The organism is Thermoanaerobaculum aquaticum (assembly GCF_000687145.1).
Lineage (GTDB): Bacteria > Acidobacteriota > Thermoanaerobaculia > Thermoanaerobaculales > Thermoanaerobaculaceae > Thermoanaerobaculum > Thermoanaerobaculum aquaticum.
On the sequence record NZ_JMFG01000031.1, the window covers coordinates 1 to 16059 of the forward strand.

14 protein-coding genes and 1 tRNA gene are annotated in these 16059 nt (G+C 61.9%); all 15 read left to right on the forward strand.

Features of this window, described 5'->3' with window-relative positions; genetic code table 11:
* Positions 1 to 753, forward strand: a 753-nt coding sequence (locus tag EG19_RS10465) for an EF-Tu C-terminal domain-related protein (protein WP_038046756.1), incomplete at its 5' end; no start/stop codon positions are given.
* A 30-nt stretch (positions 754 to 783) separates the two neighbouring features.
* Positions 784 to 933 carry a 50S ribosomal protein L33 gene (gene rpmG, locus EG19_RS10470; protein WP_038050215.1) on the forward strand — a complete coding sequence of 50 codons (150 nt, stop codon included), beginning with the start codon at positions 784 to 786 and terminating at the stop codon, positions 931 to 933.
* A gap of 13 nt (positions 934 to 946) precedes the next feature.
* Positions 947 to 1022 (forward strand) — tRNA-Trp (locus tag EG19_RS10475).
* Between the two features lie 25 nt (positions 1023 to 1047).
* Positions 1048 to 1248: a preprotein translocase subunit SecE gene (secE, locus tag EG19_RS10480; RefSeq protein ID WP_038050216.1), complete on the forward strand. Its 201-nt coding sequence runs from the start codon at positions 1048 to 1050 to the stop codon at positions 1246 to 1248.
* A gap of 19 nt (positions 1249 to 1267) precedes the next feature.
* Positions 1268 to 1816 (forward strand): transcription termination/antitermination protein NusG, encoded by a 549-nt coding sequence (gene nusG, locus EG19_RS10485; protein ID WP_038050217.1) that lies wholly within the window; start codon positions 1268 to 1270, stop codon positions 1814 to 1816.
* A gap of 6 nt (positions 1817 to 1822) precedes the next feature.
* A complete protein-coding gene (rplK, locus tag EG19_RS10490; protein ID WP_038050218.1) occupies positions 1823 to 2248 on the forward strand; it encodes a 50S ribosomal protein L11 in 426 nt (141 codons plus the stop codon).
* Positions 2245 to 2937 (forward strand): 50S ribosomal protein L1, encoded by a 693-nt coding sequence (gene rplA / locus EG19_RS10495; RefSeq protein ID WP_038050220.1) that lies wholly within the window; start codon positions 2245 to 2247, stop codon positions 2935 to 2937. Before rplK ends, rplA begins: the two co-directional genes overlap by 4 nt.
* Positions 2938 to 2947: 10 nt before the next feature.
* Positions 2948 to 3472 carry a 50S ribosomal protein L10 gene (gene rplJ, locus EG19_RS10500; protein WP_038050221.1) on the forward strand — a complete coding sequence of 175 codons (525 nt, stop codon included), beginning with the start codon at positions 2948 to 2950 and terminating at the stop codon, positions 3470 to 3472.
* Between the two features lie 41 nt (positions 3473 to 3513).
* Positions 3514 to 3900 carry a 50S ribosomal protein L7/L12 gene (gene rplL / locus EG19_RS10505; protein WP_038050222.1) on the forward strand — a complete coding sequence of 129 codons (387 nt, stop codon included), beginning with the start codon at positions 3514 to 3516 and terminating at the stop codon, positions 3898 to 3900.
* 247 nt (positions 3901 to 4147) lie between these two features.
* On the forward strand, positions 4148 to 8401 hold the full coding sequence (gene rpoB / locus EG19_RS14165) for a DNA-directed RNA polymerase subunit beta (protein WP_038050223.1): 4254 nt from the start codon (positions 4148 to 4150) through the stop codon (positions 8399 to 8401).
* Between the two features lie 8 nt (positions 8402 to 8409).
* A complete protein-coding gene (gene rpoC, locus EG19_RS10515; RefSeq protein ID WP_053335220.1) occupies positions 8410 to 12597 on the forward strand; it encodes a DNA-directed RNA polymerase subunit beta' in 4188 nt (1395 codons plus the stop codon).
* Positions 12598 to 12725: 128 nt separating this feature from the next.
* Complete coding sequence (gene rpsL / locus EG19_RS10520) at positions 12726 to 13127, forward strand: 30S ribosomal protein S12 (RefSeq protein ID WP_038050224.1); 402 nt, start codon at positions 12726 to 12728, stop codon at positions 13125 to 13127.
* A complete protein-coding gene (gene rpsG, locus EG19_RS10525; RefSeq protein ID WP_038050225.1) occupies positions 13127 to 13597 on the forward strand; it encodes a 30S ribosomal protein S7 in 471 nt (156 codons plus the stop codon). The genes rpsL and rpsG overlap by 1 nt, the downstream gene beginning before the upstream one ends.
* 87 nt (positions 13598 to 13684) lie before the next feature.
* Positions 13685 to 15787, forward strand: coding sequence for an elongation factor G (fusA, locus tag EG19_RS10530; RefSeq protein ID WP_038050231.1), 2103 nt, complete (start codon positions 13685 to 13687; stop codon positions 15785 to 15787).
* A 15-nt stretch (positions 15788 to 15802) separates the two neighbouring features.
* Positions 15803 to 16059: GTP-binding protein (locus EG19_RS14170; protein ID WP_038050234.1), on the forward strand; the 257-nt coding region annotated here is incomplete at its 3' end.

Sequence of the window (16059 nt, forward strand, 5' to 3'; positions counted from 1 at the left end):
GATTTGGTGGAGTTGGAGGTGCGGGAGCTGTTGAGCCAGTACGATTTTCCTGGGGATGAGGTGCCGGTGATTCGCGGGAGTGCGTTGAAGGCTGGGCTTGCGGACTCGCCGGATCATCCGGATGCGAAGTGCATATGGGATTTGATTCAGGCGTTGGATGATTACGTGCCGGAGCCGGTGAGGGACATTGACAAGCCGTTCTTGATGCCCATTGAGGATGTGTTTTCGATTTCGGGGCGCGGGACGGTGGTGACGGGGCGAGTGGAGCGAGGGATTGTGAAGGTTGGGGATGAGGTGGAGATCGTTGGGTTTCGGCCGACGTTTAAGCGGGTGGTGACGGGTGTGGAGATGTTCCGGAAGCTGTTGGACCAGGGGCAAGCTGGGGACAACATTGGGATCTTGCTGCGGGGAACGGAGAAGCACGAGGTGGAGCGTGGCCAGGTGGTGGCGAAGCCTGGGAGCATTACGCCGCATGTGAAGTTCAAGGGGCAGGTGTACGTTTTGACGAAGGAGGAAGGGGGGCGGCACACGCCGTTCTTTAACGGGTACCGGCCGCAGTTTTACTTCCGGACGACGGATGTGACGGGGAGTGTGAAGTTGCCGGCGGGTGTAGAGATGGTGATGCCTGGGGACAACGTGGAGATCGAGGTGGAGTTGATTACGCCCATTGCGTTGGAGCAGGGTCTTCGTTTTGCCATCCGCGAAGGCGGCCGAACCGTCGGCGCCGGCACCGTGACCGAGATTGTGGAGTAAGAGCCGGCCGGTTTCGGCTAGGGGGCGCGTATGCGTGAAAACGTGATGCTGGCGTGTGGCGACTGCAAGCGGCGGAACTACACCGCCACCCGCAACAAAAAAAAGCAAACGGCGCGGCTGGAGCTCAAGAAGTACTGCAAGTTCTGCCGTCGTCACACGCTGCACCGAGAGGTGAAGTAAGGTCATGGGGCGCAGGCCAGTAGCTCAATTGGTAGAGTCCCGGTCTCCAAAACCGGTGGTTGGGGGTTCGAGTCCCTCCTGGCCTGCCACGGAAACCCCCGGGAGGCATACGGCATGAAATGGTGGGAGCGGGTTAAGACATTCCTCCGGGAGGTCTCGGCGGAAACCAAGAAGGTCACGTGGCCGTCCCGGGACGAAACGCTGGCGACGACTGTGGTGGTCATTGCTGCTTCGTTTTTCTTTGGCATTTTTTTGTACCTTTGCGACCTGCTTTTTCTGAACCTGGTGAAGTGGGTCTTTAAGGTTTTGAGTTAAGGAAGGGATTATCTCAGCCATGCCTTTGCGTTGGTACATCGTCCACACCTACACCGGTTTCGAGGAAACCGTGAAGCGGGCTTTGGAGCAGCGCATTGAAGCGCTGGGCATGGCTGATTTGTTCGGTGAAATCCGCATCCCCACCGAAACCGTGGTGGAGGTGCGGGGTGGCAAGCGGCGGGAGGTGGAACGGAAGCTTTTTCCGGGCTACATCCTGGTGCAAATTGACCTGGACGACCCCAAGCGCGGGGATGAGGCGTGGCATTTGGTGCGCAATACCCAGCGGGTCACGGGGTTCGTGGGCTCGGGGAAAAAGCCCACGCCGCTCACCGATGAAGAGGTGGAGCAAATGCTCCACCAGGTGGTGGCCGCCAAGGAAAAACCCAAGCCCAAGTACGTGTTCGAAAAGGGCGAGCAGGTTCGCATTACCGATGGCCCCTTTGCCAGCTTCACAGGGGTTGTGGATGACGTGAACTTGGACCGCTCCACCGTGCGGGTGATGGTGACGATTTTTGGTCGTTCCACACCGGTGGAGCTGGAGTTCACACAAGTTCAGAAGGTGGGGTAAGAAGCCATGGCTAAGAAGATCGTGGCGTACATCAAACTGCAGATTCCCGCGGGGCAAGCCAACCCGGCGCCCCCGGTGGGTCCGGCGCTGGGCCAGCACGGCCTAAACATCATGGACTTTTGCAAGAACTTTAACGCCCGGACGCAAAAGATGGCCGGGACCATCATCCCGGTGGTGATTACCGTGTACTCGGACCGCACCTACACGTTCATCACCAAGACGCCGCCGGCTTCCTTCTTGCTTGCCAAAGCGGCGGGGGTGGAAAAGGGTTCCGGTGAGCCGAACCGGGTCAAGGTGGGGAAGGTCACCCGTGCGCAGGTGGAGGAAATTGCCCGCACGAAGCTTCCCGACCTCAACACAACCTCGCTGGAGGCGGCCATCCGCACCATCGAGGGGACGGCCCGTAGCATGGGCATCGAGGTGGTGCCATGAAGCGCTCCAAGAAATACCTTGCCGCAAAGGCCAAGCTTGAGCCCAAAAAGTACCAGCTTCGGGAGGCGCTCGAGCTGTTGAAGGAAATGCACTACACCAAGTTCGACGAGACCGTGGAGCTGGCCATGCGCCTGGGTGTGGATCCCCGGCACGCCGACCAAATGGTGCGGGGCACCGTGCTTTTGCCCCACGGTACTGGGAAGACCAAGCGGGTTCTGGTGGTGGCTACCGGGGATGCCGCGAAGGAAGCCGAAGAGGCGGGCGCCGACTTCGTGATGGGCGAGGAGGCGGTGGAGAAAATCCAAAACGGCTGGCTGGATTTCGATGCGGTGGTGGCCACTCCAGACATGATGCGGCACCTCTCCAAGCTCGGGAAGATCCTGGGCCCCCGTGGGCTCATGCCCAACCCCAAAACCGGCACCGTGACCACCGAGGTGGGCAAGGCGGTCCGTGAAATCAAGGCGGGTAAGGTGGAGTTCCGGGTGGACAAGACCGGCATCGTGCACGCACCCCTGGGCAAGATTTCCTTTTCCCTGGATCAGCTGGAGGAAAACGCCCAAACGCTCATTTCGGCCGTCATCAAGGCCAAGCCGCCGGCGGCCAAGGGGCGGTACGTGCACTCGGCGGTCTTGTCTTCCACCATGAGCCCGGGTGTGCCCCTGGATCTGGCCCAGCTTGAGGCCAAGTGAGGAAGAAGCCATGCTGACACGCGAGCAAAAAGAACAGCAACTGCAACTTCTCAAGTCGGCGTTGGTGCCGGCCGCTGGAGTGTTTGTGGTGGACTTCACGGGGCTTACGGTGGCTGAGGTCACCGAGCTGCGGCGCAAGGTGAAGGAAGCTGAGGCCAGCTACCTGGTGGTGAAGAACACCCTGGCCAGGATTGCCCTGAGCGGCACCCCCAACGAGCCGGTGAGCAAGCTCTTTGTGGGTCCCACGGCGGTGGCCTACACCAACAAGGACGTTGTGGCTCTCGCGAAGGTGCTTTCGGAGTTCGCCAAGGGGCACGACAAGCTGAAGTTCCGGGGCGCCTGGGTGGAAGGGCAGCTTTTGGACGCAGCGGGCGCTCAGCAAATCGCCAGCCTCCCCAGCAAGCAAGAGCTGGTGGCCCGGCTGTTGTTCCTGCTGCAATCGCCCATGCGTCGTCTGGTGGTGGCTTTGAATTGGCCTTTGAGGAGCTTGGCGGTAACCGTCAAGCAAATTGCCGATAACAAGCAGCAGAATTAGCCAGCAAGTGGCTAAAATAAGAGGAGCAAAGGAGAAGAACAATGGCGCAGATTCAAGAAATTGTCGAGCAAATCAAAAACATGACCGTCCTCGAACTCAACGACCTCGTGAAGGCTCTGGAGGAGGAGTTCGGGGTTTCTGCGGCCGCGGCAGCCATGCCGGTGGCGATGGCTGGCGCCGGAGCCGCAGCTGCGGCAGCGGAGCCTGCTGAGGAGAAGACCGAGTTTGACGTCATCCTCGAAGATGCCGGTGACAAGAAGATCAACGTCATCAAGGTGGTGCGCGAGGTGACTTCCCTTGGCTTGAAGGAAGCCAAGGACTTGGTGGAAGGCGCCCCGGCCAAGGTGAAGGAAGGCGTTTCCAAGCAAGAGGCCGAGGAAATCAAGAAGAAGTTCGAAGAGGCTGGCGCCAAGGTCAAGATTGTTTAAGTTGCGGGCGCAGACGAAGCGCTGCCGAAGAGAGTATAATTGGCTGAGGAGGCAGGCGAAAGGCGACGGACGTTCGCTTGGTGCGTTGGGTTCTCCCCGCTGGCGATGGATACAAAGCCGGGAGGGGTGTTCTCACCTGCGCCGAAGCCAGGCGGGGGGCGTGTGCCCCGACCGCCGCTTTTCTGCCGTTACCGGTTTGATTCCCGGCCGTAAGGTTCGGGGATGAAGGTTTAAGGAGCATACCAACATGGACAAAACCTCGGTGGTGGAAGCGGGTGAAAGGGTAAGCTTTTCAAAAATTCGCACGGCCATCCCTCTTCCCAACCTCATTGCCGTGCAGAAGGCCAGCTACGAGCAGTTTCTGCAGATGGACCTGCTGCCGGAGGAGCGCAAGAACGTAGGGCTGCAAGCGGTTTTCACTTCGGTTTTTCCCCTCTCCGACTTCCGCTCCTCCTGTGAGCTGCACTTCGTCCATTACGAGCTGGGCGTCTGGGAATGCAAGTGCGGCAAGCTCTCGGGTCTCCAGCACTTGCGGATCAACTGCGAGCACTGCGGCAGCCGCATTAAGGCAGCGGAACCTCACGAGCTCACCACCGTGTGTCCCCACTGCGGGCAGGCCACGGTCAACGCCATCCCCCGCTGCTCCACCTGTAACTCGCCGGTGGGCCTCAAGGTCCAGTTCACCGAGGATGATTGCCGGGAACGGGGTCTCACCTACGCGGTACCGCTCAAGGTGCGGGTGCGCTTGGTGCTCTTTGAAGAAGGGCCGGAGCGCAAGATCCGCGACATCAAGGAGGAGGACCTGTACTTTGGCGAGCTGCCGCTGATGACCGCCACCGGCACGTTCATCATCAACGGCACGGAAAGGGTGGTGGTTTCCCAGCTGCACCGCTCCCCCGGGGTTTCCTTTACCTATGAAACCCCCACCTCCCTTTTGGCCAAGGTGGTGCCTTACCGCGGCTCGTGGATCGAGTTTGAGTTCGATAAGAAGCAGATCCTCTACGTGCGCATTGACCGCAAGCGACGCTTCCCGGGTACCGTGTTTCTGCGGGCCCTTGGCTTGGAAACCAACGCCCAGCTCCTGCAAAGCTTCTATCACACCTTCCCCCTGCACCTGGGCAGCAAGACCACCCTGGAGCTGGACGACCGGGTTTTGGCTGCGGAGGAGGAGCGGGCGGCAGCCAAAGGCGGTACCCGAGCCGCGGAGCCCACGCTGTTCGCTGGCCTCAAGCTCACCGCGGATCTCAAGAACAAGCTTTCCCAAAAGAAGCGGGTAAAGGTGGAGGTGGATCCCCGCAACTTGCTAGAGGGCATCCTGGCCGAGGATTTGGTCAACCCCACTACGGGTGAGCTTTTGTTCGAAGCCAACACGCCGCTCACGTTGGAGATCCTGGAGCATGCCCAGGAGCTGGGGATACAAAACCTGCTGGTGGCCTTCCCCAGCTGGGACCTGGTGGGCGAAATCCTCACCAAGACCATCGAGAAGGACAACGTCCGCTCCAAACGTGACGCCATCATGGAAATCTACCGGCGCCAGCGCCCTGGCGATCCCCCCACCGAGGACTCGGCCAAGGCGCTGTTTGAAGGGCTGTTCTTCGACGAGCGCAAGTACGACCTGTCCGAGGTGGGGCGCTTCAAGTTCAACGTCAAGCTGGGCTTGAACAAGCCGTTAAGCCAGCGCACTCTGGACCAGGAAGACTTTGTGGCGGTGGTGCGCTACCTCATGAAGCTTTCCCGCGAGGTGGGGCGCGTTGACGATATTGACTCGCTGGCCAACCGCAGGGTGCGGGCGGTGGGTGAGCTTTTGGAAAACCAGTTCCGGGTGGGCCTGGTGCGCATGGAGCGGGCCATCAAGGAGCGCATGACCATCCACCAGGACATTGAGAACGCCATGCCCCACGACCTGGTGAACGCCAAGCCGGTGGTGGCCGCGGTGAAGGAGTTCTTCGGTTCCTCCCAGCTTTCGCAGTTCATGGACCAAACCAACCCGCTTTCCGAGGTCACCCACAAGCGGCGGCTTTCCGCTCTGGGTCCCGGCGGCCTTTCCCGGGAGCGGGCGGGGTTTGAGGTGCGGGACGTCCACGCCACCCACTACGGGCGGATTTGCCCCATTGAAACCCCGGAAGGTCCCAACATCGGTTTGATTTCTTCGCTTTCCTGCTACGCCCGCATCAACGATTACGGCTTCATCGAGTCCCCCTACCGCAAGGTGGAAAACGGGAGGGTGCTGGATCACGTGCGGGTGGTGGAAAAGGGGGATGGCCCATTCAACCTGGGCGACGTGGTGCTGCGGGAAGAGGTGGAAGCGGTCAACGCCAAGCTGGCCAAGCAGAAGAAGCGTCTGGTGAAGGTGGAACCCCACGTGTTTTACCTTTCGGCCTGGGACGAGGAAACCCTCAACATTGCCCAGGCCAACGCCCGGGTGGACGAAAACGGCTACCTCCTGGACGAAAAGGTCATTGCCCGGTCCGGTGGTGAGTTCGTGCTCATTGACCGCGACAAGGTGGACTACATTGACGTTTCGCCCAAGCAGGTGGTTTCGGTGGCCGCCGCCTTGATCCCGTTCTTGGAGCACGACGACGCCAACCGCGCCCTCATGGGCTCCAACATGCAGCGCCAGGCGGTGCCGCTGTTGCGCACGGAAGCGCCCATCGTGGGCACGGGTTTGGAAGAGGTGGTGGCCCGGGACTCCGGCGCGGTGATCGTTTGCCGCCGCTCGGGCGTGGTGGACACCGTGGATTCCCAGCGCATCATCGTGCGCGTGGAAGCCGAGGACCCGGAAACCGGCAGGCTACGGGATTTCGGTGCCGACATTTACCTCCTCACCAAGTTCCGCCGCTCCAACCAGAACACCTGCGTGAACCAAAAGCCCATCGTGCGCCCGGGACAGAGGGTGGTGAAGGGTCAGGTGCTGGCCGATGGGCCCAACACCGACCGCGGCGAGCTGGCCTTAGGTCGCAACGTGCTGGTGGCGTTCATGCCCTGGCGGGGCTACAACTTCGAAGACGCCATTGTGGTTTCGGAAAAGCTGGTGAAGGAGGACTACTTCACCTCGGTGCACATTGAGGAGCTGGAGGTGGCGGCCCGGGACACCAAGCTGGGGCCGGAGGAAATCACCCGGGACATCCCCAACGTGCCGGAGTCGGCGCTTAAGGACCTGGACGAGGCGGGGATCATCCGCATCGGTGCTTACGTGCGGCCGGGCTCCTACCTGGTGGGCAAGGTGACGCCCAAGGGCGAAACCCAGCTCACCCCTGAGGAAAAGCTGCTGCGTGCCATCTTTGGCGAAAAGGCCGGCGATGTGAAGGACGCCTCCCTGAAGTGCCCGCCGGGGATTTCCGGTGTGGTGGTGGGGGTCAAGATCTTCTCCCGCCGGGGTGCGGAAAAGGACTCCCGAGCTTTGGCCATCGAAGAGCAGGAAATTGCCCGCATCCGCAAGAACTCCGAAGACGAAAAGCGCATCATCCTGGAAGAGCGCAACAAGAAGCTGCGGGAGATTCTGGCCGGTGCCCAGGTGACCGAAGATGTGGCCGACGCTCACGGTGAGCTGGTGGCCAAAGCCGGCGAGCGGCTTCCCGCCGAAGTGGTGGACCGGCTCACGGTGGGCGAGCTGCAGCGGCTGCCCCTGGCCGATGTGGCCATCAAGGAGCGGGTGCGGCTTTTGGTGAGCCAGGCCGAATCGCAAATCCAGGTGCTGGAAAAGCTCAACCGCGAGCGCATCGAGCTGCTCACCGCTGGCGACGAGTTGCCCCCTGGGGTCATCAAGGTGGTGAAGGTGTACGTGGCCATGAAGCGCAAGCTGCAGGTGGGCGACAAGATGGCCGGCCGCCACGGGAACAAGGGCGTGATTTCCGTGGTGCTTCCCGAGGAGGACATGCCGTTCCTGGAGGACGGCACGCCGGTGGAAATTGTGCTCAACCCCCTGGGCGTGCCCTCCCGTATGAACGTGGGGCAAATCCTGGAAACCCACCTGGGTTGGGCGGGCAAGGTTTTGGGCATGCGCTTTGCCTCGCCGGTGTTTGACGGCGCCACCGAGGAAGAGATCCGGGAGTGGCTGCGGCGCGCGGGTCTGCCTGAAGACGGCAAGACAAAGCTCCGGGACGGCGTTACCGGCGAGGAGTTCGAGCAGCGGGTAACCGTGGGCTACATTTACATGCTGAAGCTCTCGCACCTGGTGGACGACAAGATCCACGCCCGCTCCATTGGGCCTTACTCCCTCATCACCCAGCAACCCTTGGGTGGTAAGGCGCAGTTCGGTGGTCAGCGTTTGGGCGAAATGGAAGTGTGGGCCCTGGAAGCCTACGGGGCTGCCTATACGCTGCAGGAGCTTTTGACCGTGAAGTCCGACGACGTGGATGGCCGCTCCCGGGTGTACGAGGCCATCGTCAAGGGGAAGGTGCCCGAGGAGCCGGGGCTTCCCGAGTCTTTCAACGTGCTGGTGCGTGAGCTCCAGAGCCTTGGGCTGGATGTGGAGCTCATCAAGCGCCAGGTGGAGTCGTGAGGTGACACATGAGTGGACTGCCTCCGCAAGCTAGGGGTTTCTTTACCAAGCCGCGGGCTATCAACGATTTTGACGCCATCAGGGTGTCTTTGGCGTCGCCGGAAAAGATCCGGTCCTGGTCCCACGGCGAGGTGACGAAGCCGGAGACCATCAACTACCGCACCTTTAAGCCGGAAAAGGACGGGCTTTTCTGTGCCCGCATTTTCGGCCCGGTCACCGACTGGGAGTGCTTGTGCGGCAAGTACAAGCGCATGAAGTACAAGGGCGTGGTGTGCGACAAGTGCGGGGTGGAGGTCACCCGCTCGCGGGTGCGCCGGGAGCGCATGGGCCATATCGAGCTGGCGGCGCCGGTTTCCCACGTGTGGTTCTTCAAGGGCCTGCCCAGCCGCATCGGCCAGCTCCTGGACATGACCATCCGCGATTTGGAGCGGGTGCTCTACTTCGAAGCCTACGTGGTCATTGACCCCGGGGATGTGCCGGAGCTGGAGGAAAAGCAAATCCTCACCGAGGAGCAGTACCGGGAGCTCAAGAGCACCTACGGCGAAACCTTTGTGGCCAAGATGGGTGCGGAAGCCATCCAGGAGCTCCTCAAGCGGGTGGATCTGGACGAGCTGGCGGCGGAGCTGCGCCTGCAGATGCGCACCGAGCCTTCCGTGGCCAAGCGGCAAAAGGCGGCCAAGAGGCTGCGGGTGGTGGAGGCTTTCCGCAAGTCCGGCAACCGCCCGGAGTGGATGATCCTGGAGGTCATCCCGGTTTTGCCCCCGGAGCTTCGCCCCCTGGTGCCTCTGGACGGCGGCCGCTTTGCCACCTCCGACCTCAACGACCTTTACCGCCGGGTCATTAACCGCAACAACCGGCTAAAGAAGCTCCTGGAGCTGCGGGCGCCGGAAGTGATCGTGCGCAACGAAAAGCGCATGCTCCAGGAAGCGGTGGACGCCCTCTTTGACAACGGGCGGCGAGGGCGGGTGATCAAGGGCTCCAACGGGCGGCCCTTGAAGTCCCTCTCCGATGCTCTCAAGGGCAAGCAGGGGCGCTTCCGCCAAAACCTTTTGGGTAAGCGCGTGGACTACTCCGGCCGTTCGGTGATCGTGGTGGGACCGGAGCTCAAGCTGCACCAGTGCGGCCTGCCTAAGGAGATGGCCCTGGAGCTGTTCAAGCCCTTCATTTACCACGTGCTGGAGAAAAAGGGCCTGGCCAGCACCGTCAAGCTCGCCAAGGAGCTTGTGGACCAGCGCACCCCGGAGGTTTGGGATGCCCTGGAGGAAGTGATCCGCGAGCACCCCATTTTGCTCAACCGCGCCCCCACCCTGCACCGCCTGGGCATCCAGGCGTTCGAACCGGTGCTGGTGGAGGGCAAGGCCATCCGCATTCACCCCCTGGTGTGCGCCGCGTACAACGCCGACTTTGACGGCGACCAGATGGCCGTGCACGTGCCGCTTTCTCCCTTGGCCCAGCTGGAAGCCCGGGTGCTCATGCTGGCGCCCCGCAACATCCTTTCTCCGGCCTCCGGCAAACCGCTGGCGGTGCCCTCCCAGGACATGGTGCTGGGGATTTACTACCTCACCTCGGAACGCTTGGGGCCATCGCCGGAAAAGCGGCGCAGCTTCGCCACCCCTGAGGAGGTGCTGCTCGCCCACGCCAACGGCTTTATCGGCACCTTAGATCCCATCGAGCTGGTGTACACCGGCTACCTCATTGACCTCACCGCCGAAGCGGACCAGCAGGACGTGCTGCACGCCGACATGCAGTACGTGGAGCGGTGGCGGCTGGACACCACGGTGGGGCGGGTGATCTTCAACAGCGCCTTGCCCCAGGGCTTGCCGTTCATCAACGGGCAGCTCAAGAAGACCGGTTTGCAAAGCCTGGTGTCCTTCACGTACCTGCGCTACGGCCACGAAACCACCGTGCAGCTTTTGGAAGCCCTCAAGGACCTGGGCTTCACCTGGGCCACCAAAGCCGGCGTTTCCATTGGTGCTGGGGACATGATCACCCCGCCGGCCAAGGAGCGCATTATTCAGGAAGCACTCAAGGCCGTGGAAGAAGTGGAGCGGCAGCGCAGCTCCGGTGCCATTACGGCTGGTGAACGCCACAACAAGATCGTGGACATCTGGCATCGCGTTACCGAAGGGGTTTCCGATGCCATGTTCAAGGAGATGAAGCGGGTGGCCGAAGAGCGGCGGGAGATGAACCCCATTTACATCATGGCCGACTCGGGAGCCCGGGGTTCCAAGGAGCAGGTGCGGCAAATTGCCGGCATGCGGGGCTTGATGTCCAAACCTTCCGGCGAAATCATCGAAACCCCCATCACCGCTAACTTCCGCGAGGGGCTTTCGGTGTTGCAGTACTTCATCTCCACCCACGGTGCCCGCAAGGGCTTGGCCGACACCGCCTTGAAGACCGCCGACTCCGGGTACCTCACCCGCCGTTTGGTGGACGTGTCCCAGGATGTAATCGTCACCGAGCATGACTGCGGCACCGATCACGGCATTTACGTCACGGCTATCACCGAAGGCGGCGAGGTTTTGGAGAAGCTGCGGGACCGGCTGGTGGGGCGTGTGGCGGCGGAAGACATCGTGGACCCGGTGGAGGGCACGATCATCTGCCGGGCCGGCCAGGAAATTGACGAAGACCTGGCGGCGCTCATCGAGGATGCCGGTTACGAGCGCGTGAAGATCCGCTCGGTTTTGACCTGCCAGACCCGCCGGGGGGTGTGCCAGCTTTGCTACGGACGCATGTTGGCCACCGGCAAGCTGGTGGAGCTGGGCGAGGCGGTGGGCATCATTGCGGCCCAGTCCATCGGCGAGCCCGGTACCCAGCTCACCATGCGTACCTTCCACTACGGTGGCGCCGCCACCCGGGCTACCGAGCAATCCAAGCACGTGGCTTCCCGGTCGGGGAAGGTCAAGCTGAAAAACGTGCAGCTGGTCACCAACGCCGAAGGCAAGCAGGTGGTGGTATCCCGAAACGCCAAGCTGGCCATCGTGGATGACCGCGAGCGCGAGCGCGAGCGCTACAACCTGGTGTACGGATCGGTGTTGCTGGTCAAGGAAGGGGATGAGGTCCAGCCAGGCACCGAGCTGGCGGTGTGGGATCCCTTCACCTCTTCGGTGCTCACCACGGTGGCGGGCACCGTGGAGTTCGTGGACCTGGTGGAGGGGGAAAACGTCCGCGAGGAAATTGACCGCACCACCGGTCACGCCCGCCACATCGTGGTGGAGCCCATTGGCGCCGACAAGCGAATCCCCACCATCATCGTGCGCACCGATGACGGCCGTGAGCGCCGCTACCAGCTGGCCATTGGCTCGCACCTCATGGTTAAGGAAGGTGACCGCGTATCGCCCGGCGATGTGCTCGCCAAGATCCCACGGGAAACCACCAAAACCAAGGACATCACCGGCGGTTTGCCCAGGGTGGTGGAGCTGTTTGAGGCCCGCAGGCCCAAGGATGCCGCGGTGGTGAGCGAGATTTCCGGTGTGGTGCGGGTGGCCGAGCCCAGCCGGGGGACCCGCAAGGTCACGGTGGAAGCCAAGGAGGGCTTGATCCGCGAGTACACCATCCCCAAGACCGCGCACCTCATCGTGCAGGATGGCGATTTGGTGCAGGCCGGTGAGCCGCTCACCGATGGTCCCATGGACCCCCACGACGTGCTGGCGGTGCTGGGCGAAACCGAGCTGCAGCGCTTCTTGGTGGACAAAATCCAGGAGGTCTACCGCACCCAGGGCGTTTCCATCAACGACAAGCACATTGAGGTCATCGTGCGGCAGATGTGCCGGTTCGTGAAGATCACCGATCCCGGTGACACCGAGTTCCTGCTGGACGAACAGGTGCCCCGCTACCGGGTGCTGGAGGAAAACGAGAGGGTGGAGCGCCTGGGCGGCCAGCCGGCCAAGTTCGCCCCGATCCTGTTGGGCATTACCAAGGCAGCTCTGGCCACCGAGTCCTTCGTTTCCGCGGCTTCCTTCCAGGAAACCACCAGGGTGCTCACGGAAGCGGCGGTTTCCGGCAAGGTGGACCACCTTTACGGCCTCAAGGAGAACGTCATCGTGGGGCGGCTCATCCCCGCCGGCACGGGCGCCAAGATCTACCGCTACTTCCAAATTGCCCCGCCGGCACCGGAGGAGCTGCCCAAGGAGGAAGCCGAAGAGGAAACGCCGGTCACCGATGTGCTGGACGATGACCTGGATGTGGAGGAGTAGGCCGGGCCAGGAAACGGTTGACAGATGGCCTAACCTTGCGTAGAATCTGCAGGCTTTCCCGCCCCGTGGCGGGAGAGGAGTCGAGCGAAGAGGGTTCTTGAACGATTTGGGAGTGAAGTGAGGTTGCGATGCCAACGATTGCGCAGCTTGTAAGAATGGGTCGGGCAAAGGTCGTGGAGAAGACCAAGAGCCCGGCTTTGCGTGGGTGCCCGCAGAAGCGCGGGGTGTGCACCCGGGTTTACACCACGACCCCCAAGAAGCCCAACTCCGCCTTGCGGAAGGTGGCGCGTGTGCGTCTCACCAACGGCATTGAGGTGACCGCCTACATTCCGGGTGAGGGCCACAACCTGCAGGAGCACTCGGTGGTGCTCATCCGCGGGGGGCGTGTGAAGGACCTTCCCGGTGTGCGTTACCACGTCATCCGCGGCACTTTGGACGCCCAGGGTGTGGCTGGCCGGAACCAGGGTCGCTCCAAGTACGGCACCAAGCGGCAAAAGCAACAAGCTGCCAAAGCAGGAGGGAAGAAGTAATGCCACGCCGTCGAACCGTTGAGCGCCGCGAGGTCCTGCCGGACCCGGTGTACAATTCGCAGCTGGTCACCAAGTTCATCAACGGCATCATGCGCCGTGGGAAGAAGAGCGTTGCGGAGAAGATCTTTTACGGCGCCATGGAGCTCATTCAAGCACGCACCAACGACGATCCCATGAAGATCTTCAAGCGTGCGGTGGACCAGGTGAAGCCTCAACTGGAAGTGAAGTCCCGGCGGGTGGGTGGTTCCACCTACCAGGTGCCGGTGGAGGTACCTCCTAACCGCCAGCTGTCGCTTTCCATCCGCTGGCTTATCGAATACGCCAAGCAGCGGCATGAGAAGTCCATGATGGAAAAGCTGGCGGCCGAGCTTTTGGACGCCGCAAACAACCGCGGCGGCGCTATTAAGAAGCGTGAGGATACGCACCGTATGGCTGAAGCCAACAAGGCCTTCAGTCACTACCGGTGGTAAGGGCAAGAACGGTGGTTTGGGAGTTTTTGAACGAAGGGATGTAGTGCTGACGTTGGCCTGAAAGGCCAGGAAAGGTTCTTTGAAAAGATGCCCCGAACGGTACCCCTAGAGAGGACTCGCAATATCGGCATCATGGCTCACATTGATGCCGGTAAGACGACGACTACCGAGCGAATCCTCTACTACACAGGGGTGAACTACAAGATGGGTGAGGTCCATGAGGGCACGGCCACCATGGACTGGATGGAGCAGGAGCAGGAGCGGGGCATCACCATTACGTCAGCAGCCACCACTTGCTTTTGGCAGGGGTCGTTCAACCAGTACCCCCCGCACCGTATCAACATCATTGACACTCCCGGGCACGTGGACTTCACCGCCGAGGTGGAGCGCAGCCTGCGTGTGCTCGACGGCGCGGTGGCCGTGTTTTCGGCGGTGGAAGGGGTCGAGCCGCAGTCGGAAACGGTATGGCGCCAGGCCGATCGCTACCGGGTGCCGCGCATTGCCTTCGTCAACAAGATGGACCGGGTGGGCGCGGATTTCTTTGCGGTGGTGGAGCAAATCCGCAACAAGCTGCGGGCCAATCCGGTTCCCGTGCAAATCCCGGTGGGCAGCGAGGAAAGCTTTGTTGGCGTGGTGGACCTCATCACCGGCCAGGCCTACCTTTACACCGGCGATGAGCTGGGGGCGCACTACGACGTGGTGCCGGTTCCCAAAGAGCTCGAGGAGCTTTACCGCTTCTGGCGGGAAAAGCTCGTGGAGGTGGCGGCCGAGCACGACGAGGTGCTCCTCGACAAGTACCTGGGCGGTGAGGAGCTGACCGCAGAGGAAATCCGGGCGTCCTTGCGGGCCCAAACGGTGGCGCACAAGATCGTGCCGGTGGTTTGCGGCTCGGCGTTCCGCAACAAGGGCGTGCAGATGCTCCTGGACGCGGTGGTGGATTACCTCCCCTCGCCGGTGGATATCCCGCCCATCGAAGGGCATAACCTGGAGGGCAACCCCGAAACCCGCCCGGCGGACGACAACGCACCGTTTGCCGCTCTGGCGTTCAAGATCATGTCCGATCCCTTCGTGGGTCAGCTCACGTACCTGCGGGTGTACTCGGGGCATCTGTTCTCCGGCGATCAGGTTCTTAACGCTTCCCGCGGCAACGTGGAGCGCATCGGCAGGCTGCTGAAGATGCACGCGAACAAGCGGGAGGAAATCAAAGAGGTTTGGGCTGGCGATATCTGCGCGGTGGTGGGTTTGCGCAACGTGGCCACCGGCGACACCATTTGCGACCCCAAGGCGCCCATCGTCCTGGAGGCCATGCAGTTCCCGGAGCCGGTGATTGCCGTGGCCATTGAGCCGGCCTCCCGTGCTGACCAGGACAAGCTGGGCTACGCCCTACAGAAGCTGGCTCAGGAAGACCCCACCTTCCGGGTGCACACCGACCCCGAAAGCGGCCAGACCATCATTTCCGGCATGGGGGAGCTGCACCTGGAGATCATCGTGGACCGCCTGGTCCGCGAGTTCAAGGTGCAAGCAAAGGTGGGGAGGCCGCAGGTGGCCTACCGCGAGACCATCACCCAGGAAGCCCAGGGTGAAGGGCGTTTTGTGCGGCAAACTGGCGGTCGGGGCCAGTACGGCCACGCCAAAATCCGCATTTGGCCGCTCACCGATGGTCGGGACTACGAGTTCCGCAACGACGTGGTGGGCGGTGTCATCCCCAAGGAGTTCATCAAGCCCGTGGATCAGGGGATCCGCGAGGCCATGCAGCGGGGGGTGCTGGCGGGCTACCCGATGATTGGCGTGGGGGTGAGCCTTTACGACGGCTCCTACCACGAGGTGGACTCCTCGGAAATTGCCTTTAAGGTCGCGGGCTCGATGGCCTTCCAGGACGCTGCGGCCAAGGCCAAGCCGGTGCTTCTGGAGCCGGTGATGGAGGTGGAGGTGGTCACCCCCGAGGAGTACATGGGGGACGTTCTGGGTGACCTCAACTCCCGCCGCGGCAAGGTGACGCATATGGAGCGGCGGCAAAACGCGCAGGTGATCACCGCGTTTGTGCCGCTGGCGGAAATGTTTGGGTACGCCACGCAACTGCGGTCCATGACCCAGGGGCGGGCGACTTACTCGATGCAGTTTGACCACTATGAAGAGGTTCCCAAGAGCGTGGCCGAAGAAATCGTGGCCCGTGTTCGGGGAAAGGCTTGATAACGGGGGTGCGTTATGGCCAAGCAGAAGTTTGATCGTACGAAGCCGCATGTGAACGTAGGGACGATTGGGCACGTGGATCATGGGAAGACGACGTTGACGGCGGCGATTACGAAGGTATTGTCGATGAAGGGGTTGGCTGAGTACAAGTCGTACGATGAGGTGGCGAAGGCGTCGATTGCGCAGGGGCGTCGTAATGAGATGAAGATTTTGACGATTGCGACGTCGCATGTGGAGTACCAGAGCGAGAAGCGGCACTACGCGCACGTGGA

What these genes read in the sequence shown, in the direction of transcription:
- rpmG (WP_038050215.1), top strand. Translation starts at nt 784, where the DNA reads ATGCGTGAAAACGTGATGCTGGCGTGTGGCGACTGCAAGCGGCGGAAC.
- secE (WP_038050216.1), top strand. Translation starts at nt 1,048, where the DNA reads ATGAAATGGTGGGAGCGGGTTAAGACATTCCTCCGGGAGGTCTCGGCG.
- nusG (WP_038050217.1), top strand. Translation starts at nt 1,268, where the DNA reads ATGCCTTTGCGTTGGTACATCGTCCACACCTACACCGGTTTCGAGGAA.
- rplK (WP_038050218.1), top strand. Translation starts at nt 1,823, where the DNA reads ATGGCTAAGAAGATCGTGGCGTACATCAAACTGCAGATTCCCGCGGGG.
- rplA (WP_038050220.1), top strand. Translation starts at nt 2,245, where the DNA reads ATGAAGCGCTCCAAGAAATACCTTGCCGCAAAGGCCAAGCTTGAGCCC.
- rplJ (WP_038050221.1), top strand. Translation starts at nt 2,948, where the DNA reads ATGCTGACACGCGAGCAAAAAGAACAGCAACTGCAACTTCTCAAGTCG.
- rplL (WP_038050222.1), top strand. Translation starts at nt 3,514, where the DNA reads ATGGCGCAGATTCAAGAAATTGTCGAGCAAATCAAAAACATGACCGTC.
- rpoB (WP_038050223.1), top strand. Translation starts at nt 4,148, where the DNA reads ATGGACAAAACCTCGGTGGTGGAAGCGGGTGAAAGGGTAAGCTTTTCA.
- rpoC (WP_053335220.1), top strand. Translation starts at nt 8,410, where the DNA reads ATGAGTGGACTGCCTCCGCAAGCTAGGGGTTTCTTTACCAAGCCGCGG.
- rpsL (WP_038050224.1), top strand. Translation starts at nt 12,726, where the DNA reads ATGCCAACGATTGCGCAGCTTGTAAGAATGGGTCGGGCAAAGGTCGTG.
- rpsG (WP_038050225.1), top strand. Translation starts at nt 13,127, where the DNA reads ATGCCACGCCGTCGAACCGTTGAGCGCCGCGAGGTCCTGCCGGACCCG.
- fusA (WP_038050231.1), top strand. Translation starts at nt 13,685, where the DNA reads ATGCCCCGAACGGTACCCCTAGAGAGGACTCGCAATATCGGCATCATG.